Source organism: Klebsiella sp. SWET4 (genome assembly GCF_024296565.1).
Lineage (GTDB): Bacteria > Pseudomonadota > Gammaproteobacteria > Enterobacterales > Enterobacteriaceae > Klebsiella > Klebsiella variicola.
The window spans coordinates 466,675-482,630 of sequence record NZ_JANCOB010000002.1 but is presented as its reverse complement, the minus strand read 5'-3'; the positions used below and the strand labels follow the sequence as shown (position 1 = coordinate 482,630).

General features: G+C 63.9%; 19 protein-coding genes. All 19 read right to left on the bottom strand.

The window, feature by feature from the left end; translation table 11 throughout:
• Positions 1-152: 152 nt before the first annotated feature.
• From cobT to NKJ21_RS09085, 19 genes are read right to left on the bottom strand one after another with little or no spacing between them, the layout of a single operon-like run.
• Complete coding sequence (gene cobT, locus NKJ21_RS09175) at positions 153-1,208, bottom strand: nicotinate-nucleotide--dimethylbenzimidazole phosphoribosyltransferase (protein ID WP_131008794.1); 1,056 nt, start codon at positions 1,206-1,208, stop codon at positions 153-155.
• 43 nt (positions 1,209-1,251) lie between these two features.
• Positions 1,252-1,797 (bottom strand): bifunctional adenosylcobinamide kinase/adenosylcobinamide-phosphate guanylyltransferase, encoded by a 546-nt coding sequence (gene cobU, locus NKJ21_RS09170; protein ID WP_131008795.1) that lies wholly within the window; start codon positions 1,795-1,797, stop codon positions 1,252-1,254.
• A complete protein-coding gene (locus NKJ21_RS09165) occupies positions 1,791-3,314 on the bottom strand; it encodes a cobyric acid synthase (protein WP_131008796.1) in 1,524 nt (507 codons plus the stop codon). The genes cobU and NKJ21_RS09165 overlap by 7 nt, the downstream gene beginning before the upstream one ends.
• Positions 3,311-4,135, bottom strand: a complete 825-nt coding sequence (locus NKJ21_RS09160) for an energy-coupling factor ABC transporter ATP-binding protein (protein ID WP_254732858.1) — start codon at positions 4,133-4,135, stop codon at positions 3,311-3,313. Before NKJ21_RS09160 ends, NKJ21_RS09165 begins: the two co-directional genes overlap by 4 nt.
• 8 nt (positions 4,136-4,143) lie before the next feature.
• Positions 4,144-4,821: an energy-coupling factor ABC transporter transmembrane protein gene (locus NKJ21_RS09155; protein WP_254732855.1), complete on the bottom strand. Its 678-nt coding sequence runs from the start codon at positions 4,819-4,821 to the stop codon at positions 4,144-4,146.
• Positions 4,808-5,089 (bottom strand): energy-coupling factor ABC transporter substrate-binding protein, encoded by a 282-nt coding sequence (locus NKJ21_RS09150; protein WP_008806285.1) that lies wholly within the window; start codon positions 5,087-5,089, stop codon positions 4,808-4,810. The genes NKJ21_RS09155 and NKJ21_RS09150 overlap by 14 nt, the downstream gene beginning before the upstream one ends.
• Before the next feature lies 1 nt (position 5,090).
• Entirely contained in the window at positions 5,091-5,828 is a 738-nt protein-coding gene (gene cbiM, locus NKJ21_RS09145) for a cobalt ECF transporter S component CbiM (protein WP_008806286.1), read from the bottom strand.
• Positions 5,828-6,538 carry a cobalt-factor II C(20)-methyltransferase gene (locus NKJ21_RS09140; RefSeq protein WP_012540689.1) on the bottom strand — a complete coding sequence of 237 codons (711 nt, stop codon included), beginning with the start codon at positions 6,536-6,538 and terminating at the stop codon, positions 5,828-5,830. The genes cbiM and NKJ21_RS09140 overlap by 1 nt, the downstream gene beginning before the upstream one ends.
• Positions 6,535-7,329, bottom strand: coding sequence for a sirohydrochlorin cobaltochelatase (locus tag NKJ21_RS09135; RefSeq protein ID WP_008806288.1), 795 nt, complete (start codon positions 7,327-7,329; stop codon positions 6,535-6,537). Before NKJ21_RS09135 ends, NKJ21_RS09140 begins: the two co-directional genes overlap by 4 nt.
• A gap of 10 nt (positions 7,330-7,339) precedes the next feature.
• Positions 7,340-8,125: a cobalt-precorrin-6A reductase gene (locus tag NKJ21_RS09130; protein WP_012540688.1), complete on the bottom strand. Its 786-nt coding sequence runs from the start codon at positions 8,123-8,125 to the stop codon at positions 7,340-7,342.
• A complete protein-coding gene (locus NKJ21_RS09125; protein ID WP_008806290.1) occupies positions 8,122-8,847 on the bottom strand; it encodes a precorrin-3B C(17)-methyltransferase in 726 nt (241 codons plus the stop codon). The genes NKJ21_RS09130 and NKJ21_RS09125 overlap by 4 nt, the downstream gene beginning before the upstream one ends.
• Positions 8,847-9,902 (bottom strand): cobalt-precorrin 5A hydrolase, encoded by a 1,056-nt coding sequence (gene cbiG, locus NKJ21_RS09120; protein WP_012967311.1) that lies wholly within the window; start codon positions 9,900-9,902, stop codon positions 8,847-8,849. The genes NKJ21_RS09125 and cbiG overlap by 1 nt, the downstream gene beginning before the upstream one ends.
• Positions 9,883-10,656: a cobalt-precorrin-4 methyltransferase gene (locus tag NKJ21_RS09115; RefSeq protein ID WP_012967310.1), complete on the bottom strand. Its 774-nt coding sequence runs from the start codon at positions 10,654-10,656 to the stop codon at positions 9,883-9,885. The genes cbiG and NKJ21_RS09115 overlap by 20 nt, the downstream gene beginning before the upstream one ends.
• On the bottom strand, positions 10,649-11,218 hold the full coding sequence (locus NKJ21_RS09110; protein ID WP_012967309.1) for a decarboxylating cobalt-precorrin-6B (C(15))-methyltransferase: 570 nt from the start codon (positions 11,216-11,218) through the stop codon (positions 10,649-10,651). The genes NKJ21_RS09115 and NKJ21_RS09110 overlap by 8 nt, the downstream gene beginning before the upstream one ends.
• Positions 11,208-11,813: a cobalt-precorrin-7 (C(5))-methyltransferase gene (locus NKJ21_RS09105; protein ID WP_012967308.1), complete on the bottom strand. Its 606-nt coding sequence runs from the start codon at positions 11,811-11,813 to the stop codon at positions 11,208-11,210. Before NKJ21_RS09105 ends, NKJ21_RS09110 begins: the two co-directional genes overlap by 11 nt.
• A complete protein-coding gene (gene cbiD, locus NKJ21_RS09100; protein ID WP_012967307.1) occupies positions 11,807-12,946 on the bottom strand; it encodes a cobalt-precorrin-5B (C(1))-methyltransferase CbiD in 1,140 nt (379 codons plus the stop codon). Before cbiD ends, NKJ21_RS09105 begins: the two co-directional genes overlap by 7 nt.
• Positions 12,943-13,578: a cobalt-precorrin-8 methylmutase gene (locus tag NKJ21_RS09095; RefSeq protein ID WP_002915711.1), complete on the bottom strand. Its 636-nt coding sequence runs from the start codon at positions 13,576-13,578 to the stop codon at positions 12,943-12,945. The genes cbiD and NKJ21_RS09095 overlap by 4 nt, the downstream gene beginning before the upstream one ends.
• A 10-nt stretch (positions 13,579-13,588) precedes the next feature.
• Entirely contained in the window at positions 13,589-14,548 is a 960-nt protein-coding gene (gene cbiB, locus NKJ21_RS09090; protein WP_012967306.1) for an adenosylcobinamide-phosphate synthase CbiB, read from the bottom strand.
• Entirely contained in the window at positions 14,545-15,921 is a 1,377-nt protein-coding gene (locus NKJ21_RS09085; protein ID WP_012967305.1) for a cobyrinate a,c-diamide synthase, read from the bottom strand. The genes cbiB and NKJ21_RS09085 overlap by 4 nt, the downstream gene beginning before the upstream one ends.
• Positions 15,922-15,956 lie beyond the last annotated feature (35 nt).

The following is a 15,956-nucleotide window of genomic DNA, read 5'->3' as shown; positions in this document are numbered from 1 at the left end:
GCTCGTCGGGCTCATAACCCGAAGGTCGTCGGTTCAAATCCGGCCCCCGCAACCAACATCATAAACACCCTCAAGGGTGTTTTTTTGTTTCTGCCGCCGGCAAACCTCTGCCGAAAACGGGAACGGCCATTGCCGCCCCCTCTCCGGCTTACTTACCCCTTCGGTAACACAATATTGCTTGCCGCCAGCATGCCCATGCGATGGTACATCGCGCAGGCTGCCTCGACGATCGGCATCGCCAGCGCCGCGCCGCTGCCTTCTCCCAGACGCATGCCCATATTGAGATACGGTTCGAGGCCCAGGTGCGCCAGCGCGATACGCGCCCCCTTCTCCGCCGAATAGTGGGACGGGATCAGATACGGTTTTACCTCCGGCGCTATCTGGCACGCCGCCAGCGCTGCGGCGTAGGAAAGAAAGCCATCCAGCACCACCGGCAGCCCACAGGCCGCCGCCCCCAGCATCACCCCCGCCATCCCCAGCAGATCGAAACCACCGACTTTGCTCAGCACATCGAGGCCATCCTGCGGGTCGGGCTGATTGACGGCGATAGCCCGCCGCACCACCTCCACCTTGTTGCCAACCTTCGCCAACGGCAGATTGGCGCCAATCCCGACCACCTCCTGCGCATCGCTGCCGGTCAGAACGCTGACGATCGCCGCCGCCGGCGTGGTATTGGCCATCCCCAGCTCGCCGACACCAAACAGAGTAACGCCGTCCTGGGCCAGCGCGCGGGTGTAGCGCATCACCTCCAGCAGCAATTCCTGCCCCTGCTCACGGCTCATCGCCGGGCCGCGGGCAATATTGCCGCAGCCCCGCGCCACCCGCATATTCACCATCCCGGGGAGCGGTTCGCTATCGATACCGACATCAATCACATGCACTTGCGCCCCGGCCTGGGCGGCGAGCACGCAGACGCCGGTGGTGCCGCGGGTCATATTGGCTGCCTGGATGGCGGTGACCGCTTTCGGCGAAATCGCCACCCCTTCGTCCCACACCCCATGGTCGGCGCACATCACCAGCAGCGCCTTTTTCGCCACCTGCGGCTGGCCGCCCAGGCCGGGCATTCCCGCCAGCTGAACCGCCAGCGCCTCCAGACGTCCGAGGCTGCCGGGGGGCTTAAGCAAGCCGTCGATATGGTGTTGTGCCCGCACCATGGCGTCAGCGTCCGGCGCGGGGATCGCCCGCAGAACCGTGTTTAAATTTTGCATACAGAATCCCTGCCAGGGCTGGCCCGGTCAGCCAGCGATTGAGTTATTTGATTTTGACGCCGATGCCGGAGACCACCAGCCAGACCGCATCCGCCGCGGCCGCCAGGCGCTGATTGACCCGCCCGGCTATATCGCGAAAATGCCGCGCCAGGCGGTTCTCCGGCACAATGCCCATCCCCACCTCGTTGGTCACCAGCACGACGTGCGCCGGACAGCGCTGACAGGCAGCAATCAGCACGCCAATTTCGTCATCAATAGCCCGTTCCATGGCGGCGTAATCCCAGCCGTCGGGGTCGCTGTCGCCGCCGAGCGCGAACAGCAGGTTGGTGACCATGGTGGTGATACACTCCAGCAGAATCGCCTCCGCTGGGGCGATAGCCGGGGTGATCAGTTCATCAAGCTTCTGCCAGCGCTCGGCGGTGCGCCAGTGGGCGGGCCTGCCGTCGCGATGATGCTGGATCCTTGCGGCCATCTCGTCGTCAAAGATTTGCGAGGTGGCGATATATAACACCTGCGGCGCATCGGCAATCAGCGCCTCGGCATGGCGGCTTTTGCCGCTGCGCGCGCCGCCGGTAACCAGAGTCAGCATAGGGGCTCCTGATGTTGGCGCATGATGGCGTAAATTTTATCGATGGCGATATGTTCGCGCATGGCGTCCGCCAGCCGATCAAACTGCCGGGTTTTATAGCAGGCATACTCCAGGGCGCTATCCAGCGGCGCCAGCCCTTTGCGCTGGCGCAGGCCGTTGAGCAGCGCCCGGGTAAAGGCATCGCTGTCGAACAGGCCATGGAGATAGGTGCCGAATGCCAGGCCGTCGTCGCTTATCGCCCCGTCCTCTACTGACTGTCCCGCTTTATGCAGCTGCAGCAGCGGCCGGATGCCGGCCTCGCGGCGCGTCTCGCCCATATGAATTTCGTAGCCACTGACATGCAGACCTGCCGCGTCGGCTAACCATTCCGGGAGGTTAGTTCCCAGGGTCGCCTGCACCTGGGTGGTGGTTTTGTGCTGGGCGAAGTGGGTCACGGTCTTCAGCACCCCCAGTCCGGGCTGGGTGCCAAGGCCAGACTCCACCTCATCGATAATGGTTTCGCCGAGCATCTGATAGCCGCCGCAGATCCCCAGCAGCGGCACCTTGCGCTGCCGGGCCTGCTCGACTGCATGCGCCATGCCGCTCTCGCGCAGCCAGCACAGATCGCCGAGGGTATTTTTACTGCCCGGGAGAATGACCAGGTCGGCGTCGGCCAGCGCCTGCGGGTCGCGGACATAGCGCACCCGGACGTCTGGCTGCGCCGCCAGGGCGTTAAAGTCGGTAAAATTGGCGATATGCGGCAGGTGAACCACGGCGATGTCGATGTCGCGCCGGTCGGTGCGATGGTATTTCCCGGCCTGCAGCGCGACGCCGTCCTCATCCTCGAGATCCACGTCAAGCCACGGCATAACGCCCAGCACCGGCACCCCGGTCAACGCCTCGATCTGCTCTATCCCGGAGCGCAGGAGCGCCACATCGCCGCGGAATTTATTGATGATCACCCCTTTCACCCGCGCCCGCTCCTGAGGCTGCAGTAGCGCCAGCGTACCGTAAATCGCGGCAAACACCCCGCCGCGGTCGATATCGGCCACCAGGATCACCGGACATTGCGCCATCTCGGCCATGCCCATATTGACGATATCGCGGTCGCGCAGGTTAATCTCCGCCGGACTGCCGGCCCCTTCCAGCACCAGCGCCTCATACTCCCCGGCCAGGCTCTGGTAGACCGCGAGGATCTGTTCGCGCAGGCGCGGCTTGTACTGGTGATAGCTCACCGCGTCCATGCTGGTCGCCACCTGCCCCATCAGGACCACCTGCGCCTGACGGTCGCTGGTGGGCTTGAGCAAAATCGGGTTCATGCGGACATCCGGCGCGATCCCTGCCGCTTCGGCCTGGAAAATCTGCGCCCGGCCCATCTCTTTGCCATCCGGCGTAATGCCGGAGTTCAACGCCATATTCTGTGATTTAAACGGCGCGGTACGCAGCCCATCCTGATGAAAAATACGGCACAGTCCCGCCACCAGTACGCTTTTCCCCACGTCGGAAGCCGTGCCCTGTAACATCACTGCCAGCGTCATGACGCCTCCTTTATCGCGCCTATCGCGTTGTTGTGCATCCGCTGAAAAAACTCCGCTTCGGTTTTACACAGCGGCAATCCCAGTTCGCTATGAAGTTTCACCAGCCACGGCTGCGTCAATCCCGCCTGGGCCATGATCGCCGCGCAGGCAAATACCTCGCCGGGATCCCCCGCGGCCAGCACTTCGCCGTGACGCAGAACGTAAACGGCGTCGCTCACCTCATAGATCAGATCGATATCGTGGCTGGAGATCACCACGCGCCGCCCCTGCCCGACAATGCGCCGGATGATGGCGATCATCTGCGCCCGCCCCCGGGGATCGAGGCCCGCGGTGGGCTCGTCAAGCAGCAGGTAGCGCGCCTGCAGCACCAGCGCCCCGGCGATCGCCACCCGTTTTTTCTGCCCATGGCTGAGACACTGGATCGGCTGCTGGCGAAACCCCTGAGCATCAACGAGGGTCAACGCTTCATCCACCCGGCGGGCGATCTCCTCTTCCGCCACCCCGAGATTACGCAGGCTAAAAGCGATATCGCTGTCGATATCGGTATAGAAGATCTGCTGATCCGGATCCTGAAACACCGTCGCCACCTGCTGGCGCAGCGCCAGCAGACCGCGCTTGCTGTAATTCAGCGCCTCTCCCTGCCACAGCACCGCCCCCTGCTGCGGGCGCAGCAGGCCGCTCAGGTTCATAAACAGCGTCGACTTTCCGCAGCCGTTGGCCCCCACCAGGCCGGTCACCGCATGGCGGGAAAAATCCAGCGTCAGCCCTTTAAGTACCAGCTCATCCTGATAGCGAAACCAGAGATCGGTTGTGGCAAGCATACTTATCCTTAGAGGTGAAAATCACCCTGGTACAATTTGATATCCAGCGCGGTGCTCATCTGCTGATAGCGCAGGAGGACGCGGGTGAACAGCAGTCCCACCAGCATCGCCAGCGAGCGATAGCCCTGCGGCACGCTACCATAGCCAAAACGCAGGGTTTGCGCGCGGTGAATCGCCATCGCCTCGTCCAACAGAATAAAAATGAAGCGCCAGGTCAGCAGGATCTGCTCCGTCAACAGTCGCGGTACGCGACCGCGCTTGAGCAAGATAATCAGCTGTGGGAAAGGCAGATTAAGCACCAGCCAGAGCGTGGCCGCCATCGCCGCCAGGCTGCGCCAGAAGGTCTCCCCGGCCACGACCAGCCCCGGAGTGGACACTCCTATAGAGAAAGCGCCCAGCCGCAAGCTCGCTAACAGCATCTGCGGGTCGCGGCTGACGCTGAACACAATGGTCAGCACGCCGACCAGCAAAAAGCCAAAGGGTAGCGCCATCCAGCGGCACCAGCGCCACAATGAGACCCGCAGCAGCCAGCAGGTCAGAGCGGCGGTCAGCGCCAGCGTCAGCGCCTGGCCCCACGCCGGCAGCGTAAAGGCCAGCACCATCAGCAGCAGCCAGAGCAGAAACTTCCGCTCTGGCGCCACCTGCAACCAGCGGCTCTGGTAGCTAAGTCGGTCAAACCCGGTCATCACGGCGCTGTCTGCCCCTCGCATAGCCGAGAATGTAAAAAATCACCGCCGCGCCCAGCGAGCCCTGCAGGGTAAACAGCAGGCTCTCAATCTCGCCGCTCGCCGGTTCGTACAGCGGCTGGAACCAGGGTTGATAATCCGGCGCCACCACCTGGATCTGGCTCTCCGCTTCGCCGTCCGAACCGCCAAACTCACCGCCGTGGTTAATAAAAAAGGGCAGGATCATCAGGGCAACCACCATCGCCAACAAGATCAGGGGCTTTTTCATATTAATGTCCCTCCGCGGCGATCAGCCGCCGTTTGGTCAGTTGATCGTAGATCATCACGGTAAGCAATCCTTCCGCGATGGCGATCGGGATCTGCGTCAGGCAGAAGATCCCCATAAACTTCAGGATCGATCCACCTGCCCCGGTGGCCGGATCGGGAAAGGCCACCCCGAGCTGGACGGAGGTGACAAAATAGGTCATCAGATCCGCCAGCATGGCGCAGAGAAAGACCCCGACATCGCGACGGATCCCCGCCCGGCAGGCCAGCTTCCATACCAGATAGCCGACCATCGGGCCGATCACCGCCATCGACATCCCGTTAGCGCCAAGGGTGGTCAGGCCGCCATGCGCCAGCAGCAGCGCCTGGAACAGCAGAACGATCGCCCCCAGCACCGCCACCACACCCGGCCCGAAGAGGATCACCGCCAGACCAACGCCGGTCGGGTGCGAGCAACTGCCGGTCACCGACGGGATCTTCAGCGCCGAAAGAACAAAAATAAACGCCCCGCAGAGGGCCAGCAGCACCTTCTGATTGCTCTCCTCCTGGACGATACGCCGCAGGCGCACCAGGCCGTACCACAGGCAGGGTAAAAACAGCAGCCACCACGCCAGCGCCCACATCGGCGGTAAAAAACCCTCCATGATATGCATGGCGAACGCCTCCTGCGGGACGATGATCAGCAGAACAGCCGCTGCCAGCCCCCCGTACGAAAGCTGCTTCAGCGATTTCACCTGATTCATTACGCCTCCTCCCACTGTTTGTTAACCAGGATGGTCGAGAAATAGGGCAGCGGCTGGTCATCGCTGACCTCGCGCAGACGGCGCCAGCACTGCTCGCCCGGCAGGGTGGCCTCTGACATCATCAGCGCCGCATCCAGCAGCCCCGCCTGCGCCAGCAGCGCCTTAATGCGGGCGAAGCGGCCGTAGACTTTCATCAGCACCAGACTGTCATGCTGGCGCAGCGCCGCGGCAATGTCCGCTTCCGGCGCGGTACAGGAGATCACCGCCAGCGACTGCTGCTCCATAGCCAGCGGGGTTTTCGCCCGCGCGGCAATGGCGGCGAAGGAGGTAACGCCAGGGACAATCTCCAGCCAGTCCGGGCAGCCAATCCGCTGCAGCAGAAAGACCCAGGTGCTGAACAACATGGCGTCGCCGAGGGTGATAAACCCGACCTGCCTGCCCGCCGCCACCTCCTGGGCCAGCGCCGCGGCAACGTCGTTCCACACCGCCTCTTTTTCCGCGCTGTCGGCGCTCATCGGAAAATGGCAGCAGCGGACCTCCGTGTGTGCGCCAAGGTACTCGCGCACGATGGAGAGCGCGAGGCTGTCGCCGCCTTTGCGGCCGGCTGGCGCATACAGCACATCCAACTGGCCGAGGATCCGCGCCGCACGCACGGTGATCAGATCGGCCGCCCCCGGCCCGGTGCTCAGGGCGTAGAGTTTGCCGCTCATGCTGCTTTCTCCATCGCGTTATTCAGCGCCTGCTGCAGATGGGCAACAAACATTGCCCGCACCGCCGGATTTTCCCCTAACCCGTTCAGCCACGGCGTGGCAGGAATACCGGCGGCATTAAAGCGGGTTTTCCACGAATCGTCTTCGTCGGAGGCCATATCATTAATGGCATGATCGCCGGCCACCAGCATCAGGGGCATCAGATGCACGCCGGTCACGCCCTGGCGGGAGAGTTCGTTAATCACGATGTCCACTTCGGGATAGCTTTCCACCGCCCCCACCCGCGCCGGAAAACCCTGCACCGCCATCATATGATCCAGACAAGCGTAGGCCGCGAAGGCGTGGTGGCTGGCGCCGTGCCCCATAAACACCACTCGCTCCGTCGCCGCCAGCGGCGGCATCTGCTGGCGCAGGGCCTGCATCAGCTGAACATAATCGCCATGACCGCTCAGTAGCGGCACGCCCAGCGTCAGGCGCTGAAAGCGCGGGCGCAGGCTCTGCACTTCGCGAACGATCTTCTCGTACTCGTCGCCGTTGATAATGTGCAGGGACTGGATCGCCACATCCTGGTACCCCTGCTCAGCCAGCTTTTGCAGGGCCTGCAGCGGGGTATCGATATGGATACCGTCGCGCTGCCGCAGTTTGCGAATAATCATCCCCGAGGTGAAGGCGCGGAACAGCGTGCGATCCGGACAGCTGGCGGCAAGATCGCGCTCGCAGGCGGTAATGTTCTTCTCGCGGGTGTCGTGATAGCTGGTGCCGAAGCTCACCACCAGAAGTGCTTTTTTCATATCCTGTTCCTCAAGTCGCCGACAGCCAGCGCGTCAGCCGCGTAGCGAAATCGGCCTGGCTTTCCAGTAATTCATCGCCCTTCACCAGCGGCGCCGGGCGGGTAATGACGATGCAGGGGATCCCCGCATCAAGACAGGGTTGTACTTTTTCCTGATAGCCCCCTTCAGCGCCCGAGGCTTTCGTGACCACAACATCAGCCCGGCACTGGCGATAAAAGGCGGCGTTAAATTCGGCGCTGAACGGCCCGCAGAGGGCAAAGATTTCCCCGACGCCAAACCCCAGATCGCTACAGTGCTGAACCACCTCCGGCACCGGCAGCACCCGGGCGAGCAGCGTTTTCTCCGCCAGTCCCGCCCGCCAGGCCGCCAGATCTTTGCTGCCGGTGGTCAGCAGGATCCGCTCCCCGAGGCGACGGGCCAGCACGCAGGCCTCGTTCAGATCGCCGACCACGTGAAGTAGCGGATGGCGCAGATCGCTCAGCTGCTCCGGCCTTTGATAGCGGCTGAGCAGGACCCCGACGCTGGCGCAGGCGCGCACAATATTCTGGCTGACCACTTCGGCGTAGGGGTGAGAGGCGTCAATCACCCAGCGGGTGCGCTGCGCCCTGAGCCACTCCGCCATCTGCTGCCACTCCATGCGCCCGCAGCGTATCCGCCCGCGGATATCGCCGGCCAGCCGCTCGCCGGTGGGGGTCGCCACCGACAGGGTGTAGCGCACGCCGGCGGCGTCCAGCTGCTGGCAGATCGCCCGCGCATCGCTGGTGCCCCCGATAACCAGCACGTCGCCGTGGTTCACAGCGCGTAGCCTCGCGGGGTGATCATCAGACCGTTGTCGATGTAAGTCGCTTTGTTGCCGACGATGACCAGACTGGTCATATCCACCGGGGCAAAATCCATCTCTCCGAGGGTGGTCAGCCATTTCTCCTGCTTTTTGCGCCCGGCGGATTTGACTACGCCGACCGGCGTGTCCGGGCTTTTGCTGGCCGCCAGCAGCGCAAAGGCGCGCGCCAGATGCCCTTCGCGGCCGCGGCTGCGGGGGTTGTAAAAACAGATAACGAAGTCTGCTTCCCCTGCGGCGACAATGCGTTTTTCAATCACCGGCCACGGCGTCAGCAGATCGCTGAGGCTGATATGGCAGAAATCATGCATCAGCGGCGCGCCGAGCAGCGAGGCGGCGGCGATACTCGCCGTCATCCCTGGGATCAGACGGACCTCAATGTCCAGCTGCTGCTTATTGACCAGCTCCAGCACCAGCCCCGCCATGCCGTAGATGCCGGCGTCGCCGCTGCTGATCAGCGCAACGTTGTTCCCGGCCTGCGCCAGCTCAATGGCGGCCTGGCAGCGTTCAATCTCTTTGCACATGCCGGTTTTGATCACCTGCTTGTCACCGGTAAAGGCTTTTACCAGGTGGGTGTAGGTCTTGTAGCCCACCACAATCTCTGCCGCCTGCAGGGCCTCCACGGCTTCCATGGTCATCATCGCCTGCGAGCCAGGGCCAATTCCGATTACGCTTAACATCAGTGTGTTACTCCCAAAGTAATGGTCACGCCCTGCTCACGCAGGGTTTCGCCGGACAGGTTTCCCTGACTCAGCAGCCAGGCCACCGGGCCGGAGACGCTGCCGACGCCGACCGTATCCCGGACAAAAGACGAGGCTGGAAAGCGGTGCTCGTGCTCGCGCAGCGCCTCGGCGCTGAAGGTTTCGAACGGCACCCGGCAGCGGTGAGCCAACTGGCGCAACCCCGGCTCGTTTGCCTTCAGGCTCACGCTGCCGATCGCTTTCAGCGCCAGCGGGTCAAGACGCTGAGCGGCAAGCTGGCGATCCAGCAACGTACAGAGCAAGGAACAGGGGGTGTCGCGCCGACAGCCGATCCCCGCCACCACCCGCTGGGGCACCAGCTTCCAGTGAGGTACCGGCAGCGGCGGCAGCGACCGGCGCAGGGTGACGCAGATCAGCGCGTCGAGCGCCGGCAAGCGCGCCAGGTCGCTTACCGGGATAAAGCCGCGTTGGTCGCACCGGCTTAGCGCCTCGGTAAATTCAGCGTCGCACCACAGCCCCACCCGCATACCGCTCACCAGCATCTGGTTGACGGTTTTCACCGCCGCGCGAAAATCGGTCATCCGGGCGTTCAGCTGGAAGGCCAGCGTGTCAAGGGCGGCCAGCTCATTGACATCGGTGGCGGTGGTGATCACCGGGTCGGCGTCGAGCATCCCGGCGAGATAGCGGGTCAGCGCATTCGCCCCCCCGGCATGGCCGGAGAGCAGGCTGATGACGTGCCGGGCGCGCTCATCAATCACCACCACCGCCGGGTCGCTGAACTTGTCATTCACCAGCGGGGCCAGCACTCGCACGGCAATCCCGGTGGCGCCGATAAAAATCAGCGCCGAGAAACTGCTGAATGCCTCGCGGGCTGCGCTGGCAAAGCCGCCGTTGAAGGGGATAAACCCCTCTTCCTGCAGCGCTTCGCTGGTGTAGCAGGTGAGCGGCAGCATGGCCGCCAGCCGTTTTGCCAGCCGCACGCCGCCGGGCGTCAGGCAAAACAGGGCAATGGATTCAGGCTTTACGGTATTCATGGCTAAAATCCGCTGCGTACAGTTTTGAGTAGTGATACTCATCGCCGAGGAAGGGGCCGACCAGGATCAGCGCCGTTTTGCGGATCCCGGCGTCGCGTACTTTGTCGCCGATGTCCGCGAGGGTACCGCGGACGGTCTGGCTTTCCGGCCAGGTGGCCTTGTAGATCACCGCGACCGGGGTGGTCGCGGGGTAGCCGCCCTCCACCAGCCGCTCCGCCACCCGGTGAATACGTTGCACCGACAGGTAAATCGCCATCGAAGTTTGATGGCTGGCAAAGGCCTCCAGCTGTTCGCGCGCAGGAACCGGCGTGCGCCCTTCCAGACGGGTAATAATCAGACTCTGCGAGACTTCGGGTACCGTGTACTCCACCCCCAGCTCGGCCGCCGCGCCGAGGAAAGCGCTGACGCCCGGCACCACCTGCCAGCGGATCCCGCGGCGGGTCAACTCTTCGCCCTGCTCGCGCACCGAGCCGTACAGCGAAACATCGCCCGTCTGCAGACGCACTACCGTTTTTCCCGCCTTCACCCCCGTCTCCATCAGGTCGAGGATCTGCTCCAGATGCAGCGCGGCGCTGTCGTGGCACTCCGCCTGTGGCGGACAGTAGGCCAGCAGCTCGGTGTTGATCAGCGACCCGGCGTAGATCACCACCTGCGCCTGCTGCAGCAGACGGTAGCCTTTGAGAGTAATCAGTTCGCGATCGCCAGGACCGGCGCCGACGAACCACACGCAATGGGGATCAAAAGTCTCAGCCATGGTTTTTTTCCTTCTGACAGGCGATGACAAAAACGGGATTATGGGGTTTGAAATAGTGGCCGCTGCCCAGCGTGGCCAGGGTGGAGACCGCCAGCTGCTGACAGTCCACCTCGCGAATGCCGCACTGCTGCAGGTGCCCCAGGGCGCTATGAAGGTTTTCCTGCAAAATAAAAGTCATCACCAGCCGGCCGCCAGGATGCAGCTGCGCCAGCGACCAGTCGATCAGCGCCGTCAGGTGGCCGCCGCTGCCGCCCATAAAGATCGCGTCGGCTTTGTCGGCGACCGCCAGCGGCGCAACGCCCGCCACGATAGCGATATTGTCGCAGCCAAAGCGCTGCAGGTTGTCCGCCAGCAGGCGCAGCGCGTCGGCCTGACGCTCAATCGCCGTCACCCGTAGCGCCGGGTTCTGCAGGGCGGCCTCAATGCTGACGCTGCCGGTGCCCGCGCCGATATCAATCAGGTGGCGCGCACGGTGCAGCTCCAGCTTCGCCAGCGCCAGCGCGCGCACGGCCTCTTTGGTCATCGGCACCTGGGCGCCGCGCAAAAACAGCTCATCTTTCATCGAGGATCACCACCGCATTCATCTCATATTCGTCCTCCACGGCGCTGACCGGCAGCCAGTGGATCCGCTCGTTTTCCATCGCCAGATTTTCGCCGATCACCATCCAGCGGTGGCCTTTGCCGCGGGCCGTCAGCTGGGCGGCAATCTCCCGCGGACCACAGCGGCCGTCGGTCACCATGGCGACTTTCCGGTGGGCGGCCAGCGCATCGAAGCTCACCGCCCGGCCATGGCTGCTGGTCAGCCACATGTCGTTCATGTCGATGCCCGCCCGGGCGCAGAGGTACTGCACCGCGCTGATGCCGGGGATCACCTGCACCCGTTCCCGGCCAAAGTGGGCAATCAGCCGGGTGCCAATGCCATAGAACAGCGGATCGCCGGAGGCCAGCACCACGACGCGGCGCCCGGCGCGGGCCTCGATCCACGCCAGCAGCGCCGGCATATCGGCCCCCAGCGCAAAGCGCTCCCCGGCGAAGTCGGGAAACTGCCGGAGGTGGCGGCTGCCGCCCACCAGCGCCTCGGCGGCGGCGATTGCCTCGCGCGCGGCCGGGGCCAGCCACTGCAGCCCCGCCGGGCCCATTCCCACGACCGTCAACATGTCAGCTCCCGGGCAATCGCCGCCAGCGGACGGCTGCTGCCCAGCACCTGGTTATCAAAAGAAAACAGAACCGCGTCGCAGGTGGGCGGGTGCTGAGTGAAGCGCAGCATCTCAAGAACACGCTGGCAGATTCGCTCAGCCAGATGGTTATAGAGGCGCTGGTATCCCCAGGCGTCGATATGCTCCATTGCCGCTTCGGTGGTGTCGCACTCGCTGACCAGCGTCAGCAGCGGCAGCGGCGCGCCAAGCAGCGCCAGATGAGCGACGAGAGTTTCCATCCGCGCATCGGCGATATGGCTGTGGGTATGAAAGATCCCTGCGGCGATTTTGATCAGTTTGCCGGGGTGGCCGATGAGCACAATCTGGCGGAAACCGAGCCGGACCGCCTCTTCAATCATGTAGCCGACGAAGTTGCTCATGGTGACGACCACTTGCGGGTCGATGCCCATCTGCTCGCGGACAAAGCGCTCGCCGTGGTTGCCCGGCACCAGCACTACGCGATCCAGCCCGGCGGCGCGTTTGATCTCCAGCTCGAGGGAGAGCGAGCGCTTCCAGCTCTCTTCCGACATCGGGGTGACGATCCCGGTGGTGCCGATAATCGAGATCCCGCCGAGGATCCCCAGCCGCGCGTTATAGGTTTTTTGCGCGCGAAGTACGCCTTCCGGGGCAAAAATCTCCACCTGCGCGCCGCGGGTAGGGCCAATCGCTTCGCGCACGGCGGTCTCGATGGTGTGCCGCGGAGTACGGTTTATCGCCGGGCTGCCTGTCGGCAGGCCGATCCCTTTGCGGGTCACCGTGCCGATGCCCTCGCCGCCCTGCAGGCTAATCTCTCCGCTGTCATTGAGGGTCACCCGGGCAAAAATCAGCATGCCGTGGGTGGCGTCGACATCATCGCCGCCGTCTTTACGGATCGCGGCGACCGCCTGCTGCCCTTCGACGTGCGGGGACTCGACGTTCAGGCACAGGGTGACGCCGGAGGGGGTGACGATCGAGACCTGGTGGATCAGATGCTGGCGCATCACCATCAGCGCCGCCACTTTTGCCGCCGCCGTGGCGCAGGAGCCGGTGGTGTAGCCCTTGCGCAGCGCTTTGCCGTGATGCCACACCGGGGCGTCAAAGGTCTGATCGCTCATTGCGCCTCCCGCAGGTGGTAAAGCAGAGCGTTCACAATCGCTGCCGCCACGTTGCTACCCCCTTTGCGGCCGAGCGCGGCGATGGCCGGCAGGCCGCTCTCGCTGAGCGCCGCTTTCGACTCCGCCGCGCCGACGAACCCGACCGGCACCCCCACCACGCCGCCGATGGCCGTCTCGCGATGTTCCAGCAGGCGAAACAGCGCGGTTGGCGCATTGCCGAAGACGAACACTTTCTCCCCGGGCTCCTGCACCGCAATATCCACCGCCGCCATCGAGCGGGTCATCCCCCGGCTTTGCGCCTCGCGCACCACCCGTGGGTCGCTGATATAGCAGCGGCATTCGCCGCCAAAGCGGGCCAGCAGGGTTTTGTTGATCCCGGACAACGCCATGGTGGTATCGGTATACAGCGTGCAGGGCCGGCTCAACGCCTCGCTCAGCGCGATCAGGGCATCCGGAGAAAACCACAGAATATCCAGCCAGTCGAAGTCAGCGGTGGTGTGGATCACCCGCTTGATAATCGCCTCGTGCAGCGGGCTGGCGAAACGGTAGTCCGGTCGCGTTTCGGCGATGATCTCGCTGATGATGTCGAAGCTTTTCGCCTCGATCGCCTGCGGTTGTTGGATGTACTGCATCAGGTTCTCCTCAGGCCGCGCCGACCAGCCAGTAGCGCACGCCGATAAATAGCGCCAGCGCCAGGCTTGACGCCACCCACATTAATCGAATGGTTCGGGAAATATCGTCCACCGCGATGTCGCGGACGGCGTCGCCTATCCAGGGCTTTTCAACGCGCTGGCCGAAGTAATCGTTCGGGCCGCCAAGGCGGATCCCCAGCGCGCCGGCGACGGTCGCTTCCGGCCAGGCGCAGTTAGGACTGCTGTGCTGATAACGATCGCGCCAGCCCGTACGCAGCGCCCGGGCGCCATCTTCCCGGCATAGCACTGCGGCAAGGCTGAGCAGCAGCCAGCTCAGCCGGGCGGGAAGGAAGTTGGCTACATCATCAAGACGGGCGCTGACCATGCCGATCGCCCGGTATTTTTCGTGTTTATAGCCGACCATGGAATCGAGGGTGTTGACCGCTTTATAGGCCATGGCCAGCGGCGCGCCGCCCAGCAGCAGGAAAAAGAGCGGCGCGATAATGCCATCCACCGTGTTTTCCGCCACGGTCTCCACCACCGCACGGTTGATCTGCGCTGGCTGGAGCTGAGAGGTGTCGCGCCCGACAATCCAGGAGAGCTTATGCCGGCTTTCGGCGAGATCCCCGGCCTGCAGCGGCCGGGCCACCGCCATCGCCGACTGCGCCAGACAGCGTCCCGCCAGCACGGTGAAGATCATCCACACCTCCACCAGCCATCCCAGCCAGGGATGGAGCCTGTGCGCCAGCGCCAGTGCGCCCCAGGCCACGCCCCATGTCAGGCCGGTCACCACCAGCCACATTACCCCGCCGCCGATGCGCAGCGCCCGGTCGCTATGGCAGACGCGCCGCACCACACGCTGGCTGACGGTGATCAGGCGACCTATCCAGCGCACCGGATGCGGCCAGTGCGGCGGATCGCCAATGAGCACATCAAGTATCCAGGCCACACACCAGGCGAGAAGAGTCATTGCGCCCTCCTTGCCGCTCGCAGCCAGTGGTTGAGCATGGAGGGGCGCTGGGCAAAGTGGACATGGAGATAGCTGGCAAAGGCGCTGCCGGACTGCCATCCTCCCGGCCACTGCTGGAGCGTCTTACCGTCTCGCTGTTTACGGCAGGCTAGTACGGCAGGGGTGGCGGGCGAAAAATCGGAGTAATGAAATTCATGGCCGCGCAGCCACTCGCCAGAAGCGGCCAGCAGCGTCTGCTGCTGCGCCTGCGCTTCGCAGTAGCCGAACCGGGTCAGACGCGTCCCCATTCGGCTGTGTCCAGGAATAATATCCGCCATGGCGTAGCGCTCGCCGCCGGTGACTTCCAGGGTCGTGCCCAGATACATCAGGCCGCCGCACTCGGCGTAGATCGCCACCCCGCGCCGGTGCGCCGCGCGAAGCTGCGCCAGCATCTCATGGTTGGCGGACAGCCCGGCCGCATGCAGCTCCGGGTAGCCGCCGCCGAGCCAGATCATCTGGCAGGCCGGCAGCTGGCGATCGCGCAGCGGGCTAAAGCGCACCATCTTCACGCCGCAGCGCGCCAGCAGCGCCAGGTTATCGGGGTAATAAAAATTGAAGGCCTCATCGTCGGCGAGGGCCAGCGTCAGTCCTTCGCCGGCGTCGGCGGCAAGCTGTTCCCCCCACTCGCCGGCCGGCATGGCGGCCAGTTCGCTGAGGGCCAGTAGCCGGTCTATGTCGAGGGTGCGCCCCAGCAGGCTGGCAAAATCCCGCCATGCCTGCTGATTGACCAACGACTCGCGGGCGGTCACCAGCCCCAGATGCCGTTCGGGCAGCGCCACGCCTTCCACGCGCGGCACATAGCCGAGCACTGGCACCTGACAGTAGCGCTCAATGGCGCTTTTCAGCAGCTGGAAGTGCGCGTCGCTGTTAACCCGATTGACGATAACGCCAGCAATGTTGAGGGCCGGATCAAAGTGTTGAAAGCCCATCACCGTGGCGGCGATGGAAGTCGACACCGCTTTGCCATCCACCAGCAAAATCACCGGGCAGCCAAGCTGTTTGGCCATGGCCGCGCTGCTGCAGTAGTTAGGGTCGGTGCCGTAGCCGTCATACAGGCCCATCACCCCTTCGATAACCGCGATATCGGCCTGCTGCAGTTGTTCGGCAAACAGCGCGTTGAGTATCGGGGCGGGAAGCATAAAGCTGTCGAGATTGCGGGAGGCGACGCCGCTGATGGCGGTGTGCCAGGCGGTGTCCAGGTAGTCTGGCCCCACTTTACAGGGTTGCACCCGCAAACCGCGCTGTTGGAGCAAGCTGAGCAGGCCAAGCGTAACGGTGGTTTTGCCACAACCGCTGCCGGTACCCGCAAGAATAAACGCACGCCTGGTTGCCATACCCTGTCCTGTTCAGGTGGTCGGGGTATAGCTGC